Genomic DNA, 16,083 nt, shown 5'->3' on the forward strand with positions numbered 1-16,083 from the left:
CCCCTCAGAGCACCTCCAACGGCACCGGCCCGCGGGGCGGCGGGAAGGCGGCGTCCAGCGCCGCCAGCGCTTCCGCGGGGAGTCTGAGGTCCGCCGCGGCGCGGTTCTCGCGCACGTGCTCGGGCCGCCCCGAGCGGGGGATCGCCGCCACGCCCTGCTCCAGCACCCACGCCAGCGCCACCTGGGCGGGCGTGGCGCCGAGGCCGTCCGCCACGGCCGGCAGCGCTGCGGAACGCAGCAGTCTGCCCTGCTCAATGGGGGAGTACGCCATCACCCCGGCCCGGTTGCGCCGGCACCAGGGGAGCAGGTCCCACTCGATGCCGCGCCGGGTGAGGTTGTAGAGCACCTGGTCCACCGCCACGGCCGAACCGCCCGGGAGGGAGACCAGTTCGGCCATGTCCCCGGCGTCCAGGTTGCTGACCCCCCAGGTGCGGATCTTGCCGGCGGCCATCAGTTCGGTGAACCCGGCCAGCGTCTCCTCCAGCGGATGCCGCCCCCGCCAGTGCAGCAGGTACAGGTCCAGGATGTCCGTGCGGAGCCGTCGCAGACTCGCCTCGCAGGCCGCGACGACGCCACGGCGGTCGGCGTGGTCCGGCAGCACCTTGCTGACGAGGAACACCTCGGCACGGTGGCCCGCGATGGCCTCCCCGACCAGTTCCTCCGCCGCGCCGTCCCCGTACATCTCGGCGGTGTCGACGATCGACATGCCCAGGTCCACACCGAGCCGCAGGGCGGCGACCTCCTCGCGGCGGCGGCCCGGATCCGTGCCGAGGTACCAGGTGCCCTGGCCGAGCGCGGGGACGTCCCTCGAGGACAGCCGGACCGTACGCATCGACGCTGTCGCCATCCCTGCCTCCCCGGCACGACACCTCTTCAGGCCACCATCCCGCATCCGGTCGTGCAACTCGGTGGACGGCGCCGGCTCCTACCGGGTCGATTCGCAGTCCGCCGGGTTCCAGCCTGGTGGTGAAGCGATTCCTTGGCACGCTCCGACCTCAGGTGTGTGGACGTATCCGCATTGTTGGTATCGGCGCGAGTCAGAGCGGTCGGTCCTGCTGTTCGATGTATTGCTTCACGGTGCTGAGCGGCGCGCCGCCGACCGACCCGGCGAGGTACGGGCCCGACGCAGGTGCTGTGTCCGTCAGTAATGCCGGACGAGGTCGGGGAACTCCTGATGGAGCCTGGAAGCGTATTGGGCATGTATGGGGAAGAGGCGGGGACGGGCTGTATGGATGTTCTGATCGATCTCCGTGTATCAGCTGTGTAGCGTGATGGGGGTGCAGCTTCGGTACAGCTTCCGCCTGTACCCGAGTGTTGGTCAGCGCGCTGCGCTGTCGAGGGCGTTCGGGTGTGCGCGGGTGGTTTACAACGACGCGCTGCGGGCTCGTGAGACCGCCCGCAGCGAGGGGCTGCCGTTTCCGAAGATTGGGGAACTGTCCAAGGCGCTGATCACTGAGGCGAAGACCACTGCGGAGCGGGTCTGGCTCAACGAGGTCTCGGCGGTCGTGCTGCAGCAGTCTCTGCGGGACCTGGATGCGGCGTACCGGAACTTCTTCGACGGGCTGAAGGGTAAGCGCCCCCGCGTGGGCGCACCCCGGTACAAGTCGAAGCGGGACACGCGGCAGGCCGTGCGGTTTACCGCGAACGCCCGTTGGTCCCTCACGGCGGGCGGGAAGTTGCGGCTGCCGAAGATCGGGGACCTACCTTCATCCGGATCGGGCGCTTCGAGCCGACCTCTCAGGTGTGCTCGCAGTGCGGCGTCAAGGACGGCCCCAAACCCCTGCACGTCCGCATCTGGACCTGCGGGGCGTGCGGGGCGGTCCTGGACCGGGACATCAACGCGGCGGTCAACGTCGCCAAGGCGGCCGGACTGGCCGTGTCAGCCCGTGGAGCGCAGGTAAGACCGGTATCCGTACCGGCACCGCGCAGCGAAACGGGAACCCACCCGACACCGCAGCCCTCCACGGCACGGTAGGTGGGAATCGCCGTCCTTCAGGGCGGCGAGGATGTCAATCGGTCAACGACTCCGTCGTCTCTTCGACCGGGTCAGGGAACTGGCCCGGCGCGACCGCAGGCGCCCCTTCGCCCGTGTCGCCAACGCGGCGGTCCTGCAGACGGTGCCCCGCACCGTGAACACCGGGATGGGCGCGGCGTTCGTCCTTGCCGCGCTCGCCGTGCTGGGGGAGGGATCGCTCGCCGACTTCGCGCTGGCCCTGCTCATCGGGCTCGCGGTGGGCACCTGGTCCTCGGTGTTCACCGCCGCGCCGCTCGCCGTGGAACTGCACCGGCGCAAGCGGGCGCCGGTGCCCGCACGGCCCGTTGCGGGCGGCTGAGGGACACCCGGCGCGATGCTCCTTCCGGGTGGTCGTGGCCGCGCGGCCACCCGGGCGGGGTAGGGAGCACAGCGGTGCCATCAGCTCGCCGCAACCCACGGAGCCGTCGTGTACATCGGGATCTCGACCTTCATCACCGATCAGGGCATCCGCCCCGCCCCGCTCGGAACCGCACTGGAGGAACGGGCGTTCGATTCGCTCTTCATCGCCGAGCACAGCCACATCCCGGTGCGGCGCGAGAGCCCCTACCCCGGGGGCGGTGAGCTGCCGGAGATGTACTACCGGACCCTCGACCCCTTCGTCGCCCTGTCCGTGATCGCCGCCGTCACCCGCCGGCTGCTGCTGGGCACAGGGATCGCGCTGATCCCGCAGCGCGACCCGATCCACACGGCCAAGGAGGTGGCCTCCCTCGACCTGGTCTCCGACGGCCGTGCCGTCTTCGGCGTCGGCGCCGGCTGGAACCGCGAGGAGATGCGGAACCACGGCGCCGACCCCGCCACGCGCGGCCGGCTGACCGACGAACGGCTGCGGGCGATCCGCGAGCTGTGGACCTCTGACGAGGCCGAGTTCCACGGCCGGTTCGTCGACTTCGACCCCGTCTTCGCCTGGCCGAAGCCGGTGCAGCGGCCGCACCCACCGATCTACGTCGGCGGCGGCGAGGGCGCGTTCCGCCGGGTCGCCGAATTCGGCGACGCCTGGCTCGCCAACAGCAACACGCCGGACGACCTGGGCCCGGGCATCGAGCGGCTGCGGGAGGTCGCCGGACGCGACGTGCCCGTGACGGTGTACGGGGTCCGCGGCGGCCCCGAGCAGCTCGAGGGCTACCAGCGGCTCGGCGTCGAACGGGTGCTGCTCTACCTGCCGACACTGCCCGAACGGGAGACGCTGGAGCACCTGGATCAACTGGCCGCGCTGACCGACCGGTTCCGCTGACCCGGCGGGCCATGACGAGGGGAGGACCCGATGCCGGCCCTGACGAGCGGCGAGGCGCGGCAGCGCTTCGCCGCGGCACGCGTCGCCCGCCTGGCCACCGCCGACGCCGCCGGCGTGCCGCACCTGGTGCCGGTGGTCTTCGCCGTGGACGGTGACACGGTCGCGCTGGCCGTCGACCACAAACCCAAACGGACCACGCGCCTGAAACGCCTCGCCAACATCGACGCCAACCCGTCGGTCTGCCTGCTCGCCGACCGCTACGACGAGGACTGGGACCTGCTGTGGTGGGCCCGCGCCGACGGCACGGCCCGCGTCCACTCACCGCCCGGCGGATCGGCAGCGGCCGCCCGCTGCGTCGCCCTGCTGACCGCCAAGTACGGCCAGTACGCGGGCCGTCCGCCCGCGGGGCCCGTGGTGGAGATCTCAGTACGGCGCTGGAGCGGCTGGCGGGCCGCGTGAAGCCGGGGGCGGACCGCGGAGGGAACGGTCAGCCCGTCAGCCGGCGCGCCAGGTAGGGCGCCGTACGGCTGCCGCCCGCCCCGGCCACCTCCGCGGGCCGCCCGGTGGCGACGATCCTCCCTCCGGCGTCCCCGCCGCCGGGGCCCAGGTCGATCACCCAGTCGGCTCCCGCCACGACGCTCATCTCGTGCTCGACGACGAAGACCGAGTGGCCGGCGTCGACCAGCCCGTGCAACTGCCCCATCAGCAGCTCCACGTCGGCCGGGTGCAAGCCCGTGGTGGGCTCGTCCAGCAGGTACACGGTGTGCCCGCGGCGGCCGCGCTGCAGCTCCGAGGCGAGCTTGATCCGCTGCGCCTCGCCGCCCGACAGCTCGGTGGCCGGCTGCCCCAGCCGCAGGTAGCCCAGCCCCACCTCCTGGAGGGTGCGCAGGCTCCGGGCGACCGCAGGGACGTCCGTGAAGAACTCCGCCGCCGCGTCCACGGTCATGCCGAGCACCTCCGCGACGTTCCGCCCCCGGTAACGGACGCCCAGCGTCCCCTCGTTGTAGCGGTCCCCGTGGCAGGTGGGGCACGGGGCGTACGTGCCGGGCAGGAACAGCAGCTCGACGGCGACGAAGCCCTCGCCCTGGCAGGTCTCGCAGCGGCCGCCCGCGACGTTGAAGGAGAAGCGCCCGGCCTTGTAGCCATGCCGCCGCGCGTCGTCGGTGGCCGCGAAGAGCTTGCGCACCGCGTCGAACAGACCGGTGTAGGTGGCGAGGTTGGAGCGCGGGGTGCGGCCGATGGGCCTCTGGTCCACCCGTACCAGCCGGTCCACCGCCTGCAGGCCGTCCGCCAGGACGCCGAACGCCGGCCCGGCGCCGGCGCCTTCCCACGCCTCGTCCTCGCCGCCGTCGCCCTCGGCGGCGTCCGCGGGAACGGCCGCGTCCTCAACCGCGCCGGAAGGCCCCAGATGCTCCGTCAGCACCCCGGCCAGTACGCCCACCAGCGTCGACTTGCCCGAACCCGACACCCCCGTGATCGCCGTGAACACCCCGAGGGGCAGCTCGACGTCCACGCCGCGCAGATTGTGCCGGGCGATGCCGCGCAGACCCAGCCACGACGACGGCTTGCGTGCGGCGCGCCCGGCGGCCGGGTCGGGGCCCGCGGCGAACAGGAACCGGCGGGTGGCGGACTCGGCGACCGCCTCCAGCCCGTCCACCGGGCCGCTGTACAGCACTTGGCCGCCACGCTCGCCCGCGAGCGGTCCGACGTCCACGATCCAGTCCGCGCGGCGCACCACGTCCATGTCGTGCTCGACGACGAACACCGAGTTCCCCGCGTCCCGCAGCCGCACCAGGACCGTCAGCAGCGCCTCGCTGTCCGCCGGGTGCAGCCCGGCCGAGGGCTCGTCCAGCACGTACACCACACCGAACAGGCCGGAGCGCAACTGGGTCGCCAGGCGCAGGCGTTGCAGCTCGCCGGGGGAGAGCGTCGGTGTCGTGCGGTCCAGGCTGAGGTAGCCCAGGCCGAGTTCGGTGACGACCTCGATCCGCGCGACGAGGTCGGCGCACAGCGTCGTGGCGATCTGCCGCTCCGGGCCCTCGGGGAGGTCGTCCACCGCGCCGCGGGCGGCCGGGCGCAGCACGTCGGCGAGCCGCGCGAGGTGCATCGCGTTGAGCTCGGCGATGCTCCGGCCGGCGAAGGTGACGGCCAGGGACTCCGGGCGCAGCCGGCTGCCGCCGCAGGCGGGGCAGAGCGAGCTCTCCAGGAACCGCTCCGCGCGGGCGCGCAGCGCCGGGCTCTTGGAGTCGGCGAAGGTGTGCATGACGTAGCGCCGCGCGCTCTGGAAGGTGCCCTGGTACGGGCGCTGGATCCGGCCCGCCTCCCGCACCGGGTGCACGGTCACCACCGGCTGCTCGTCGGTGAACAGGATCCACTCCCGGTCCTCCGCGGGCAGGTCGCGCCAGGGCCGGTCGACGTCGTACCCGAGGGTGCCGGTGACGTCCCGCAGGTTCTTGCCGTGCCAGGCGCCCGGCCAGGCGGCGATCGCGCCCTCCCGGACGCTCAGCGAGGGATCGGGGACCATCAGCTCCTCGGTGGCCCGGTGCACCCGGCCCAGCCCCTGGCACACCGGGCAGGCGCCCGCGGCCGTGTTGGGGGAGAAGGCGTCGGAGTCCACGGGTTCCGCCCCCTGCGGGTAGCGGCCCGCGCGGGAGAAGAGCATCCGCAGCGTGTTGGACAGGGTCGTCACCGTACCCACGTAGGAGCGGGAGGTGGGCGCCCCGCGGCGCTGTTCCAGGGCGACCGCCGGGGGCAGCCCCAGGACGTCGTCGACCGCCGGCGCGCCCACCTGGTGGATGAGCCGGCGGGCGTACGGGGCGACGGACTCGAAGTAGCGGCGCTGCGCCTCGGCGTAGATGGTGCCGAACGCCAGCGAGGACTTGCCCGAGCCGGAGACCCCCGTGAACACCGCCAGCGCGTCCCGCGGGACGTCGACGTCGACGTCGCGCAGGTTGTGCTCGCGGGCGCCGCGCACCCGGACGTACGGGTCGTGGGCCGTGCTGTTCATGCCCCTCCGGGGAACGGGGTCGCGCCATGGGCCGGGAGCGCGGCACCGCGCGCCCGGCACCAGTGTGCGCGCCGCTGCGGGTGCCCGCAGGTCCACGGCGGGGCCGCCGGCGAAGGCGTGGACGGTGACGTCACGGCAGGTAGGACAGCAGTTTGCGGGCGGCGGGGGAGACCCGGTCCTCCTGGGGCAGGGCGGCCGACACCTCCCAGACGTGGTCCTCGGCGCCCTCCAGCGTCACGGTGCGCAGTCCCGCGGCGTGCTCCTTGCGGGCGATGGGCCGTGGCACGACGGCGATCCCGAGCCCGTGGTGGACCAGGTCGATCAGGCTGTGCACGTCGTTGACCTCCAGGGCGACCCGGCGCGGTACCCCGTTGGCGGCGAAGGCCCGGTCGGTGAGCCCGCGCGCGCCCCAGTCGGGGTGGAAGTCCACGAACTCCTCGCCGCCGAGGTCCGCCCAGCCGGCCGAGTCCGCCCCGGCCAGCCGGTGCCCGGGATGGCACAGCAGGACCATCGGGGCCCGGGTGATCGGCATCAGCCGCACTCCCTCGGGCGCCTCGCCGCTCAGCGCCGTGAACGCCACGTCCAGCCGGCCGCTGGTGATGTCCTGTACCAGGGCGGCCGACCCGGCCTGCCGCAGCCGGACCTCCACGCCCGGGTGCTGGGCGCGGAAGCGGGCCAGCAGCGCCGGCACGTCGACGCCGGCCAGGCACTGCTCGGTGCCGATGGTGAGCACCCCGCGCATCAGGCCCTGCACGGCCGCCACGGCCTCCTTGGCGGCCCGTACGCTCGCCAGCGTGCGGCAGGCCTCGTCCAGCAGGGCCCGGCCCGCCGCGGTCAGCTCCACGCTGCGGGTGCTGCGCACGAACAGCGGCGTGCCGAGCTCCTGCTCCAGGGCGCGCACGGAGGCGGACAGGCCCGACTGCGAGATCATGAGGCGTTCGGCGGCGCGGGTGAAGTGGTGCTCCTCCGCGACCGCGACGAAGTACTCCAGATGGCGTAGCTCCATGATTCAGAAGCCTAGCTCCTGAATGCGTTCGCTTTCTTCTATTGGACGTGTGGGTGCAGCTCCGGCGAGGCTTGAGCGCGTGCCCGCACGGCTGCGGCCCGTTTCCGGCCGTGCCGGCACGCCATCAGTGCGCAAGAACGAGACGCAAGCCGAGAAAGGCCACGGACACATGGAGACTCGCCGCATCGGCGCCACCGAGGTCAGCGCGATCGGCCTGGGCGGCATGCCCATGTCGATCGAGGGCCGGCCGGACGAGGCGCGGTCCATCGACACCATCCACGCGGCGCTCGACGCCGGTGTCACGCTGATCGACACGGCGGACGCCTACCACCTGGGGGCCGACGAGGTCGGCCACAACGAGACCCTGATCGCCAAGGCGCTGGCGTCCCACGGACGCGGCTCCGACGTCCTGGTCGCCACCAAGGGCGGCCACCTGCGCCCCGGCGACGGACGCTGGACCCTCGACGGCTCGCCCGAGCACATCAAGCGGGCCTGCGAGGACTCGCTGCGCCGGCTGGGCGTGGAGGCCATCGGCCTGTACCAGTTCCACCGCCCCGACCCCAAGGTGCCGTACGCCGAGTCCGTCGGCGCGGTGCGCGACCTGCTCGACGAGGGCAAGATCCGCATGGCCGGCGTCTCCAACGCGGACCCGGAGCAGATCCGGCAGGCGGACGAGATCCTCGGCGGCCGTCTGGTCTCCGTGCAGAACCAGTTCTCCCCGGCCTTCCGCTCCAGCGAGCCGGAGCTCGAACTGTGCCACGAGCTCGGCATCGCCTTCCTGCCGTGGAGCCCGCTCGGCGGCATCTCCCAGGCGGGCGAACTCGGCTCGTCCTACGCGCCGTTCGCCCGGGTCGCGCAGGCACACGGGGTCAGCCCGCAGCGCGTGTGCCTGGCGTGGATGCTCGCCAAGTCCCCCTACGTGATCCCGATCCCCGGCTCCAGCCGGCCGGAGACCATCCGCGACTCGGTGGCCGCGGTGGAACTCGTGCTCACCGCCGAGGAGATCGCGGAGCTGGACGCCGTCTGACACGACCGTGCCCGGGACGGGGCGGGGCGGTGCGCCGCCCCGTCCCGGCGCACGCGTCAGGCGTTCGGGTCGAACGGGATGCCCGCCGGCTTGGCCTTGGCCAGGTGGCCGTTGAAGTTGCCGTCCTTCAGGCCGAAGACCGCGCTGCCGAAGTCGGCCTGGCTCAGCTTGTCGCGCAGGCCCGCGGGGTAGCCGTTCCAGCCGATCAGGTCGGGGAACTGCCAGCCGTGGTAGTGGTTCTCCGGCGGCTCGTCATTGGTGTTGGCGGGACGGAAGCAGTGCGTGCTCGCGCCGTCCTTGTGGTAGACGACCTTGGGGTGGGTCCCGTCCCAGCGGATCTGGTCGCGGCCGTAGATGTTGAAGTTGCCGTGCGCCGACGTGGACACGTACTGGGCCTGGTTGTCCTTCACCCAGACCACGACGTGCTCCCAGTCGTTGCGGTGGCCGCCGAGGCTGATGCCGGGTATGGCCTGGTCCTTCTCGAAGTAGAGGCCGTAGATGATGGCGCACCAGCCGTTGTTGCACTTGTAGCGGGCGTAGCCGTTGGTGTTGTCCAGGTCCGACTGGTCGCGGCAGTTGCCGTTGAGGGCGCCGGTGGGGTTGAGGCCCGGGTTGATGGTCCCGTCGGGGCCGATGGCGGGGGTGGGGTAGCAGCCGTCCGTGTCGTAGTCGAACGCCGGCTGGAACGTCTGCTCCAGGCCGTCCGCGTTGGCGGGCAGGGCGGGGGGCGGGGCGGCGAACGCCGTCCCCGGAAGGGCGATCACCAGCGCGACCGCGCTGCCGACGACAGCCGGGACCCTGCCGATACGCGAGCTTCTCTTCACTTGCTTCCTCCTGGTCGACCGCGGTGGGGAGTGCACGGCCTGATTGACATGCCCGGCTCATCTTTCCCGAACCGGGGTGACGCGTCGAGCCTCGGCGGATGTCCCGGTGATGAAGCGTCAACCAATAGCGGGGACAGGGCCGGACGGCCGCGACGTCCCGGGACTGTCACCGCCGGGTACCGAACCCGTGTGCCCGCGGGACACGCGCCGGAGGATGGCGTTGGATGGCGGCACCGGACGTCGTGGGGGCGTTCCGACGGAGGGGGAACCATGAAGTACGCAGTGCCCGCCGCCCTGTTGCTGCTGCTCCTGACCGCGTGCGGCGGCAAGGGCGCCGAAGCGGGCGGCGGATCGCCCTCCGCCGGCACGCCGGGGCCGGACGCGAGCGCGAGCGCGTCGAGGAGCGCCTCCGCGCAGGACCCGGCGAAGGGCGGCGACGGCAACCCGGTCGACGCCGCGGCCTTCTGCGCCTTCCTCACCGATGAGCAGCCCAAGGTGAAGGACATCGGCTCCGACGTCGGGGCGCAGGCCGCCCTGGCGATCGACCTGGCCACCTGGATCTCCGACCACCCGGAGCAGCAGCCGCGCACGGCCGCGGACTTCGACGCCGCCGCGCAGCAGGGCTGCCCCGAGGTCCGCGAGTCGATCCTCGACGCCACCGGTCACGACAGCCTCAAGGACGCGGTCGGCTGACGGCCGGGCCGCTCCCCGGCGGGCCCGACACACCGCCCCGCCGCCCTTCGCCGCCCCCGCACCGGGCACGACCGTAGCCTGATGCGACGAACGGCGAGGAGGCCGTGCACGGCATCGACGGGTCCTGACCGGCCGGTGCTCGCGCCGCGCTGGGACCCGGCCCGGCGCAGCGCGCAGGGCGACGCCGCCGCCTCGGCCGTGACGTACGCCCCGGGCGCCCCGGGCGGGCAGGCGGTGAGCTGAGGGACCGGCCGGGGCGCCGGTCGGCGTAGTCCGCCGCGCGGGGAGCGGGCGCCGGTCCGAAGCTGGTGAGCAGCCGTCCGCCGGTACGACGCGAGGAGACCCCCATGACATCCACGAGCGCGCAGGCCGACGCCCGCGACTCCGGCACCTTCGACCTCGGCGGCGACCTGCCCGTCCACCGGCTGGGCTACGGGACGATGCAGCTCACCGGCGAGGGCGTGTGGGGCGACCCCGCGGACCCCGACGAGGCCGTACGGGTCCTGCGGCGCGCGGTCACCCTCGGCGTCACCTTCATCGACACCGCGGACGCCTACGGCCCCTTCACCGCCGAGCTGCTCCTGCGCAAGGCCCTCCACCCCTATCCGCAGGACCTGGTGATCGCCACCAAGGCGGGTTTCGCCCGCCCGGGGCCCGGACAGTGGGTCGCGGTCGGGCGGCCCGCGTACCTGCGGCAGCAGGTGGAGCTGAGCCTGCGCCACCTGGGCGTCGAGCGCATCGACCTGCTCCAGCTGCACCGCGTCGACCCCGAGGTGCCCATCGCCGACCAGGTCGGTGAACTCGCCGCGCTGCAGCAGGAGGGCAAGATCCGGCACATCGGGCTCAGCGAGGTGACCACGGCCCAGATCGAGGAGGCCGCGAGGACCGCCACCATCGTCTCCGTGCAGAACCGCTACAACCTCGCCGACCGGGCGGCCGAGGACGTCCTCGCCCACGCCGAGCGGCACGGCATGGGCTTCATCCCCTGGTTCCCGCTCGCCACGGGCGAACTGGCGCGGAAGGGCGGCCCCCTGGACCGCATCGCCGAGGCGCACGGCGCCCAGCCCTCCCAGCTCGCCCTCGCCTGGCTGCTGCGGCGCTCCCCGGTCATGCTGCCCATCCCCGGCACGTCCAAGGTCGCGCACCTGGAGCACAACATCGCCGCCGCGGGCATCCGGCTCACCGACGAGCAGTACGAGGCGCTGACGACGGCGGTCTGACGCGGGGGAACGGCCGCCGTGCGGCGCGGCACTCGCGCCGCGAGTCCTTCGTTACCTCCTCGGCGAACGCCGGACCATCACCTGAGGAGAGACCGTGGCCCTCTGGGACCGCATCAAGGACTCGGCCGCGACGATGCAGACGCAGCTCGTCGCCAAGAAGAACGACCTGAAGAGCGGCGCCTTCCGCGACGCGAGCATGGCGATGTGCGCCCTCGTCGCCGCCGCGGACGGCACCGTGGACCCCTCCGAACGACAGCGCGTCGCGCAGCTCATCGCGACCAACGAGGTCCTGCAGAACTTCCCGGCCGCCGACCTGCAGCGGCGCTTCGACGACTGCCTCGACAAACTCACCGCCGACTTCGCCTTCGGCAAGGTCGGCATCCTCCAGGAGATCGCCAAGGCCAGGAAGAAGCCCGCCGAGGCGCGGGCCGTCATCCAGATCGGCATCGTCATCGGCGGCGCCGACGGCAACTTCGACAAGACCGAGCAGGCCGTCGTCCGCGAGGCCTGCTACGCCCTCGACCTGCCCCCGGCGGAGTTCGACCTCTGACGCTCCCCGCACGGTGCGCACGTCGGGCCGCCCCCGGGACCGGGGGCGGCCCGACGCGTCCCGGCCCTCCCCCCGCCGCGGGAGATGCTGCATCATGGCCCGCCATGGAAGCAGCACCTGTGCTCGTCCTCGTGGGCCCGGCCGCGACGGGCAAGACGACCGTCGGGCAGGGCGTCGCCGCCCGGCTCGGGCGCCCCTTCACGGACCTCGACGCGGTCGCCGACACCTACTACCGGGAGGTCGGGTGGAGCGTCGCCCGCCTGCGCGAGCGCATCACGGCCCTCGGCCGTGTGGCCGCCGAACGCGAGTGGGAGCCCGCCCGGGTCCACGCGGTGCGGCGCGTCCTCGCCGACCACCCCGGGGAGGTGATCGCGCTCGGCGCGGGCCACACGAGCTACGCCGACCCCCGCCACGCCGCACAGGTCCGCGCCGCCCTCCGCCCCTGCGCCGCGGTCCACCTGCTGCTCCCCGCCGCGGACCCGGAGCGCGCCCTCGCGGTGCTGCGCCGCCGTTCGATGGCGTCCAAGGGGACCGACTGGATCACCGACGGCCATGACTTCCTCGCGCACTGGCTCCACGACCCCATGTGCCGCGCCGTCGCGACGCACGTCGTCTGCACGGAGGGCGCCACCCCGGAACAGAGCATCGACCACGTGCTGCGCCTCCTCCTCGCCCGCCCGGGCGGCCCCGTGTGAAGGTGCGTCGTGGCGGGGGAGTTCGCCGGGGTCGTCCTCGGCCGGCCGCGCGGCGACTTCCGGCGTCAGGAGGCTTGCGCCTTACGGCACTGCACCTGGGGATCGTGGGCGTGGATCTCGTCGCCGAGGCCGAGGCCGAGGACGCGGACCTGCAGTGCGTCCGTGCCGTCGGACGCCGGCGTGGCACCGGCGTGGCACCGGCCTTCAGGTCGGCGAGTTCGAGGCTCGCCGAGGCCCACTCCACCGTCCGGGACAGCCCTTGGGCGAGATCCCGCCAGTCCGAGTCGAGGCGGGCGGCCTGGGCGGCCTCGCGCGCACCCTCCTCGAGAGCGGGTACGACCTCACGGGCGGGGCTGCGTGCCCGGTCGTCGTCCCCCGACCCGCAGGTGCCGGCCAGGGCCGTCACGGCGAGGGCGACGGTCACGGCGACCGCGCCCAAAGATGATCTATGCATGGACATGTCATACCTAGGCCGGTGATTCGGATGTGCGAACTCCCCGTTGTCCGCGGGACACTGCGTGGATGACCGCCGACGCCACCGCCCCGACCCCGCGGGAGCGGGCCCTGCAGCACGTCACGGGGCTGTCGTCGGGGCCTCCGGTGGATCCGGCGCTACGGGTCACGCTGAACTTCCACCCGGACCGGGCGGCGCGGGGCAAGCCGGTCCTGCAGGCCCTGTCCGAAGGCGGCGTCTACCACTCGCAGTTCGTCACGGGGACGAGCAACGGCGGCCCGACCGCCCGGCCGGGCGGTGACCGGTGGCGGTGGGAGAGCCGCATCTTCAACGGTGCGTACGATGCCGCGCCGCCCGCCGAACGGCCCGTCTACGGGGCGCTGAACTTCCGCCGCAAGACGGTCGGCGCCGCGCCGCGGTTCGGGTCCGCCCACTTCCGCCTGAGCGCCGGGACGGTGGCCCGGACGACGTTCTGCTACCCGGACAGCTTCTTCGAGCCCTCGGACTTCGGCGTCGGGGAGCGCATGGACCTGATCGCGCTCGCCCTGGCCGATTCCAGGGACGCCCTCGACGACTACATCGAGGCACAGGTCCACGGACCGGTGCGGCTGGACCGCGATGTCGAGGCGCTGGTCCTGGACCCCTGCTACCGGGGCACGGCCGTCGAGGACGCCGCCCGCCGGCTGCCCTGCCCCGTGGAGTGGCACGGCGGCTTCCGGCTCACCGTCGAGGAACTCCGGCTACGGTCCGCATACCGCGGCCAGGAGTACGTGGACCTGGGAGCCGGGATCGCGGTCGGCGGCCTGCTCGACCCCCGCGTCATCGGCACGGCCGCCGCGACCGGCCGCCACGACCCCCAGGCGCTCAAGAAGGTGTGGCACTGCCTCGCCCGCTTCGGGGCGGCCGGCGTCCGAAGTTGACGTGGCGTCGGATAATGCATCGCGGGATGGGGACGATGACCACAGCACGCTTCACTGCCCGTTTCACCGCCGCATGGCTTCCGCTGTCCGGTGCCCTCTTCCGGCGGCACTTCGCGGCGCGGGTGCTGTCGTGGACCGGGACCGCGGTCTCGCCGATCGCGCTGGCGTTCGCCGTGCTCGGGATCGGCGGGGGCGTCGGCGGGCTCGGGGTCGTGCTGGCAGCCGACATGGCGGCACGAGCGGCGCTGCTGCTGGTCGGGGGCGCGGTGGCGGACCGGTGGCCCCGGTCCACGGTGCTGGTCGCCGCCAACGTCGTCGCCGCCGTGGGTCAGGGTTGCGCGGCTGCGCTGGTGTGGTCCGGGACCGCTCAGGAGATCCGGATCACCTGCAAGACACTGCTGGAACTGCCCGATCCACCCCCGTCCGAGCCGTCGGCCGCGAAACTGCCGGACCATCCGGCCTACCAGCAGATCATGGCGGTCTTCGCCGTGGTCAATGCCCCGCTGCGGGCGCGGGCGGGTGTGTGAGGCGATGGACGTGAAGACTAACTGTTCACCCTGGCCTTTGACGCTGCCATGCATCCCGACGGAGTCCCTCCGCCGGGCCTGGCGGTCGCCGTGGGGTGTGCGGTAGGAAGATCGAATGACACTGCCTCCCGTCTGCGGCCCCGAAGGGCCCCTGCGTGCCGCGGTCGTCGCCCGTGGGTCCGTGCCCGTGCGTGCGGTGCTCTTCGACTTCTCCGGGACGCTGTTCCAGATCGCGTCGTACGCGGACCGGATCCGCGCGGTGCTCGAACGGCCGGTGGCCGAGGAGGAGATGGACCGGCTGCTGGACGGACTGGAGGCGGGGCTCACGGACCCCGAGGTGGTGCGCGCGCAACCGGGCCGGGACGTCTCCTCGAAGGCGCACCGTCACGCTTTCACGACGCGGTACGCCTCCGTCGCCGAACTCGCCCCGTACGCCGACGCGCTCTACGAGCAGTTGCGGGCGCCCGGCCACTGGGTGCCGTACGCCGATGCGGGGGCCACCCTGGAGGCCTTGCGGGGCGCGGGCATCGTCATGGGCGTCGTCAGCGACGTGGGCTGGGATCTGCGGCCGACCTTCGCTCACCACGGGCTCGACCACCACTTCTCGGCGTGGGTGCACTCCTACGCGTACGACACCGAGAAGCCCGACGCCGTCCTGTTCGGGCACGCCTGCCGTCAACTGGGCGTCGATCCGGCCGAGACGCTCATGGTGGGTGATCACCCGGCCAAGGACGGCGGCGCGGCCGGCGCGGGACTGCGCTCGTACGTCCTGCCGGCAGGCGCCGCCCCCGGCGGGCACCGCGGGCTGGACGCGGTGCTGCGGCTGGCCGGGGTGCGGTCGTGAGCGGCCCGGAGGGGATCCGGTCCTGGCGCCTCACACGGAGCTGAACCAGCGGTGTCAGGCGGGCCGGGCCTCCTTCTCGGCCGCCTCCGCCTTCAAGACCTCTGGTTCGGGGAGGGGTGATGTCCCTCCGCCGCCCGCCGGGTGCTCAGGCTCGGCTCCACTCGATCTTCAGCTCGCGCCCCTGTGCCCGCCCGGCCTCGGCGGCGGGCCGGCGGGTGGCGGGGTCGAGCGGGTTCGTGCCGATCGCCGCCAGTGACGCCTCGTCCGGTTCGGCCACCGCCACCTCGGCGCCCGCGGCCCGTAGGTCCGCCAGGGCCCGCTCCAGGGGCAGTTCGCTGGGGAACAGTTCCGTGACCCCCATCGGCGCGATCGCCAGCACGCGCGACGCGCCCCCGGCGTAGTCGGCGTTCGTGGCGGACCGTACGCCGCCGTCGACGAAGCGGCGCCCCTCGATCGTCACGGGGGGCCAGACGCCGGGCACGGCGCAACTCGCCGCGACGGCGTCCACGAGGCCCACGCCGCAGGAGCCGTCGAAGACGCGCGGCTGCCCCGTCTCGGCGTCCACGGCGACGATCCGTACCGTCCGGGAGGCGGGCCAGTCGTGCGAGGGGAGACGGGACTCGATCACCCGCCGCCGTTCCGCCTCCGGCACGGTCTCGGCGCCCAGGGCGTACCTGCCGACCGCGCGCCGCATGTCGGGGACGGAGGCCGCGCCCTGCAGCACTTCGGCGATGCCGGCGCCGAAGTTCGCCAGGTCCACGTCCGCCATGATCTCGGCCGACTGCAGCTCCGGCTCGGTCTGCCGGGCGTAGAGCTCTTCCAGCGACAGCCCGCTGCCCAGTTGCGCCGCGACCGTCGCCCCCGCCGACGTCCCGACCAGCACGTCTGCTCCCGTCACGTCCTGCCCCGCGTCCGCGAGCCCCGCCAGCAGTCCGGTGATCCAGGCGATCCCGGCGACGCCCCCGCCACCGAGCACCAGTGCGTCGGTCATCTTCCGCCCTCTCCCTCGGCGTTGCCCTCGTCGACCCTCGTCCCATCCTCTCCCATGGC

The 16,083-nt window shown here is 73.3% G+C and carries 17 protein-coding genes and 3 pseudogenes; 14 read left to right on the forward strand and 6 right to left on the reverse strand.

What is annotated here, in order from left to right; translation table 11 throughout:
• Positions 1-4: 4 nt before the first annotated feature.
• Together ACFV3E_RS27425 and ACFV3E_RS27430 are read right to left on the reverse strand one after the other, a co-directional pair.
• Complete coding sequence (locus ACFV3E_RS27425) at positions 5-847, reverse strand: aldo/keto reductase (protein WP_500537072.1); 843 nt, start codon at positions 845-847, stop codon at positions 5-7.
• A 190-nt stretch (positions 848-1,037) separates the two neighbouring features.
• A pseudogene (locus ACFV3E_RS27430) lies at positions 1,038-1,124 on the reverse strand (IS200/IS605 family transposase); the annotation flags it as partial.
• Positions 1,125-1,271: 147 nt separating this feature from the next.
• On the opposite strand from ACFV3E_RS27430, the pseudogene ACFV3E_RS27435 reads away from it, so the two are divergent.
• The 5 genes and pseudogenes from ACFV3E_RS27435 to ACFV3E_RS27455 form a co-directional block, all read left to right on the forward strand.
• Positions 1,272-1,346 (forward strand): annotated as a pseudogene (locus tag ACFV3E_RS27435) (helix-turn-helix domain-containing protein); the annotation flags it as partial.
• A 395-nt stretch (positions 1,347-1,741) separates the two neighbouring features.
• On the forward strand, positions 1,742-1,975 hold the full coding sequence (locus tag ACFV3E_RS27440; RefSeq protein ID WP_500537073.1) for a zinc ribbon domain-containing protein: 234 nt from the start codon (positions 1,742-1,744) through the stop codon (positions 1,973-1,975).
• A gap of 38 nt (positions 1,976-2,013) precedes the next feature.
• A pseudogene (locus ACFV3E_RS27445) lies at positions 2,014-2,333 on the forward strand (protein translocase subunit SecD); the annotation flags it as partial.
• 108 nt (positions 2,334-2,441) lie between these two features.
• Positions 2,442-3,266: an LLM class F420-dependent oxidoreductase gene (locus ACFV3E_RS27450; protein ID WP_500537074.1), complete on the forward strand. Its 825-nt coding sequence runs from the start codon at positions 2,442-2,444 to the stop codon at positions 3,264-3,266.
• 30 nt (positions 3,267-3,296) lie between these two features.
• Complete coding sequence (locus tag ACFV3E_RS27455) at positions 3,297-3,725, forward strand: TIGR03668 family PPOX class F420-dependent oxidoreductase (RefSeq protein ID WP_500537075.1); 429 nt, start codon at positions 3,297-3,299, stop codon at positions 3,723-3,725.
• Between the two features lie 28 nt (positions 3,726-3,753).
• Here the strand turns inward: ACFV3E_RS27455 and ACFV3E_RS27460 are convergent, their stop codons facing one another.
• Positions 3,754-6,273, reverse strand: coding sequence for an excinuclease ABC subunit UvrA (locus ACFV3E_RS27460; protein ID WP_500537076.1), 2,520 nt, complete (start codon positions 6,271-6,273; stop codon positions 3,754-3,756).
• 130 nt (positions 6,274-6,403) lie between these two features.
• Positions 6,404-7,279: a LysR family transcriptional regulator gene (locus ACFV3E_RS27465; protein WP_500537077.1), complete on the reverse strand. Its 876-nt coding sequence runs from the start codon at positions 7,277-7,279 to the stop codon at positions 6,404-6,406.
• A gap of 169 nt (positions 7,280-7,448) precedes the next feature.
• Between ACFV3E_RS27465 and ACFV3E_RS27470 the strand changes: the two genes are divergently transcribed.
• Entirely contained in the window at positions 7,449-8,306 is an 858-nt protein-coding gene (locus ACFV3E_RS27470) for an aldo/keto reductase (RefSeq protein WP_499515961.1), read from the forward strand.
• Positions 8,307-8,362: 56 nt separating this feature from the next.
• Here the strand turns inward: ACFV3E_RS27470 and ACFV3E_RS27475 are convergent, their stop codons facing one another.
• Entirely contained in the window at positions 8,363-9,130 is a 768-nt protein-coding gene (locus ACFV3E_RS27475; RefSeq protein ID WP_500362934.1) for an NPP1 family protein, read from the reverse strand.
• Positions 9,131-9,400: 270 nt separating this feature from the next.
• Between ACFV3E_RS27475 and ACFV3E_RS27480 the strand changes: the two genes are divergently transcribed.
• The 8 genes from ACFV3E_RS27480 to ACFV3E_RS27515 all read left to right on the forward strand — a co-directional run bounded on the left by ACFV3E_RS27480 (position 9,401) and on the right by ACFV3E_RS27515 (position 15,033).
• Positions 9,401-9,823 carry a hypothetical protein gene (locus ACFV3E_RS27480; RefSeq protein ID WP_500537078.1) on the forward strand — a complete coding sequence of 141 codons (423 nt, stop codon included), beginning with the start codon at positions 9,401-9,403 and terminating at the stop codon, positions 9,821-9,823.
• Between the two features lie 81 nt (positions 9,824-9,904).
• Positions 9,905-10,066 (forward strand): hypothetical protein, encoded by a 162-nt coding sequence (locus ACFV3E_RS27485; protein WP_500537079.1) that lies wholly within the window; start codon positions 9,905-9,907, stop codon positions 10,064-10,066.
• 104 nt (positions 10,067-10,170) lie between these two features.
• Positions 10,171-11,043 carry an aldo/keto reductase gene (locus ACFV3E_RS27490; protein WP_500324848.1) on the forward strand — a complete coding sequence of 291 codons (873 nt, stop codon included), beginning with the start codon at positions 10,171-10,173 and terminating at the stop codon, positions 11,041-11,043.
• Positions 11,044-11,137: 94 nt separating this feature from the next.
• Positions 11,138-11,593, forward strand: a complete 456-nt coding sequence (locus ACFV3E_RS27495; protein WP_500362926.1) for a tellurite resistance TerB family protein — start codon at positions 11,138-11,140, stop codon at positions 11,591-11,593.
• Positions 11,594-11,697: 104 nt separating this feature from the next.
• Positions 11,698-12,288, forward strand: a complete 591-nt coding sequence (locus ACFV3E_RS27500; RefSeq protein WP_500537080.1) for a shikimate kinase — start codon at positions 11,698-11,700, stop codon at positions 12,286-12,288.
• 522 nt (positions 12,289-12,810) lie between these two features.
• The gene (locus tag ACFV3E_RS27505) at positions 12,811-13,662 is read left to right on the forward strand and encodes a DUF3626 domain-containing protein (RefSeq protein WP_500537081.1); all 852 of its coding nucleotides are present in this window, start codon (positions 12,811-12,813) and stop codon (positions 13,660-13,662) included.
• A 35-nt stretch (positions 13,663-13,697) separates the two neighbouring features.
• Positions 13,698-14,189, forward strand: coding sequence for a hypothetical protein (locus tag ACFV3E_RS27510; protein ID WP_500537082.1), 492 nt, complete (start codon positions 13,698-13,700; stop codon positions 14,187-14,189).
• Positions 14,190-14,304: 115 nt separating this feature from the next.
• On the forward strand, positions 14,305-15,033 hold the full coding sequence (locus ACFV3E_RS27515) for an HAD family hydrolase (protein ID WP_500537083.1): 729 nt from the start codon (positions 14,305-14,307) through the stop codon (positions 15,031-15,033).
• A gap of 145 nt (positions 15,034-15,178) precedes the next feature.
• Here the strand turns inward: ACFV3E_RS27515 and ACFV3E_RS27520 are convergent, their stop codons facing one another.
• Complete coding sequence (locus tag ACFV3E_RS27520) at positions 15,179-16,024, reverse strand: patatin-like phospholipase family protein (protein ID WP_500537084.1); 846 nt, start codon at positions 16,022-16,024, stop codon at positions 15,179-15,181.
• Positions 16,025-16,083 lie beyond the last annotated feature (59 nt).

The organism is Streptomyces sp. NPDC059718, from assembly GCF_042733315.1.
Lineage (GTDB): Bacteria > Actinomycetota > Actinomycetes > Streptomycetales > Streptomycetaceae > Actinacidiphila.

Bases quoted from the DNA above. Each gene is read 5' to 3' on its own strand.
- ACFV3E_RS27485 (WP_500537079.1), top strand. From the start codon at position 9,905: ATGCGACGAACGGCGAGGAGGCCGTGCACGGCATCGACGGGTCCTGAC.
- ACFV3E_RS27460 (WP_500537076.1), bottom strand. From the start codon at position 6,273: ATGAACAGCACGGCCCACGACCCGTACGTCCGGGTGCGCGGCGCCCGC.
- ACFV3E_RS27510 (WP_500537082.1), top strand. From the start codon at position 13,698: ATGACCACAGCACGCTTCACTGCCCGTTTCACCGCCGCATGGCTTCCG.
- ACFV3E_RS27490 (WP_500324848.1), top strand. From the start codon at position 10,171: ATGACATCCACGAGCGCGCAGGCCGACGCCCGCGACTCCGGCACCTTC.
- ACFV3E_RS27425 (WP_500537072.1), bottom strand. From the start codon at position 847: ATGGCGACAGCGTCGATGCGTACGGTCCGGCTGTCCTCGAGGGACGTC.
- ACFV3E_RS27465 (WP_500537077.1), bottom strand. From the start codon at position 7,279: ATGGAGCTACGCCATCTGGAGTACTTCGTCGCGGTCGCGGAGGAGCAC.
- ACFV3E_RS27520 (WP_500537084.1), bottom strand. From the start codon at position 16,024: ATGACCGACGCACTGGTGCTCGGTGGCGGGGGCGTCGCCGGGATCGCC.
- ACFV3E_RS27505 (WP_500537081.1), top strand. From the start codon at position 12,811: ATGACCGCCGACGCCACCGCCCCGACCCCGCGGGAGCGGGCCCTGCAG.
- ACFV3E_RS27470 (WP_499515961.1), top strand. From the start codon at position 7,449: ATGGAGACTCGCCGCATCGGCGCCACCGAGGTCAGCGCGATCGGCCTG.
- ACFV3E_RS27500 (WP_500537080.1), top strand. From the start codon at position 11,698: ATGGAAGCAGCACCTGTGCTCGTCCTCGTGGGCCCGGCCGCGACGGGC.
- ACFV3E_RS27515 (WP_500537083.1), top strand. From the start codon at position 14,305: ATGACACTGCCTCCCGTCTGCGGCCCCGAAGGGCCCCTGCGTGCCGCG.
- ACFV3E_RS27480 (WP_500537078.1), top strand. From the start codon at position 9,401: ATGAAGTACGCAGTGCCCGCCGCCCTGTTGCTGCTGCTCCTGACCGCG.
- ACFV3E_RS27455 (WP_500537075.1), top strand. From the start codon at position 3,297: ATGCCGGCCCTGACGAGCGGCGAGGCGCGGCAGCGCTTCGCCGCGGCA.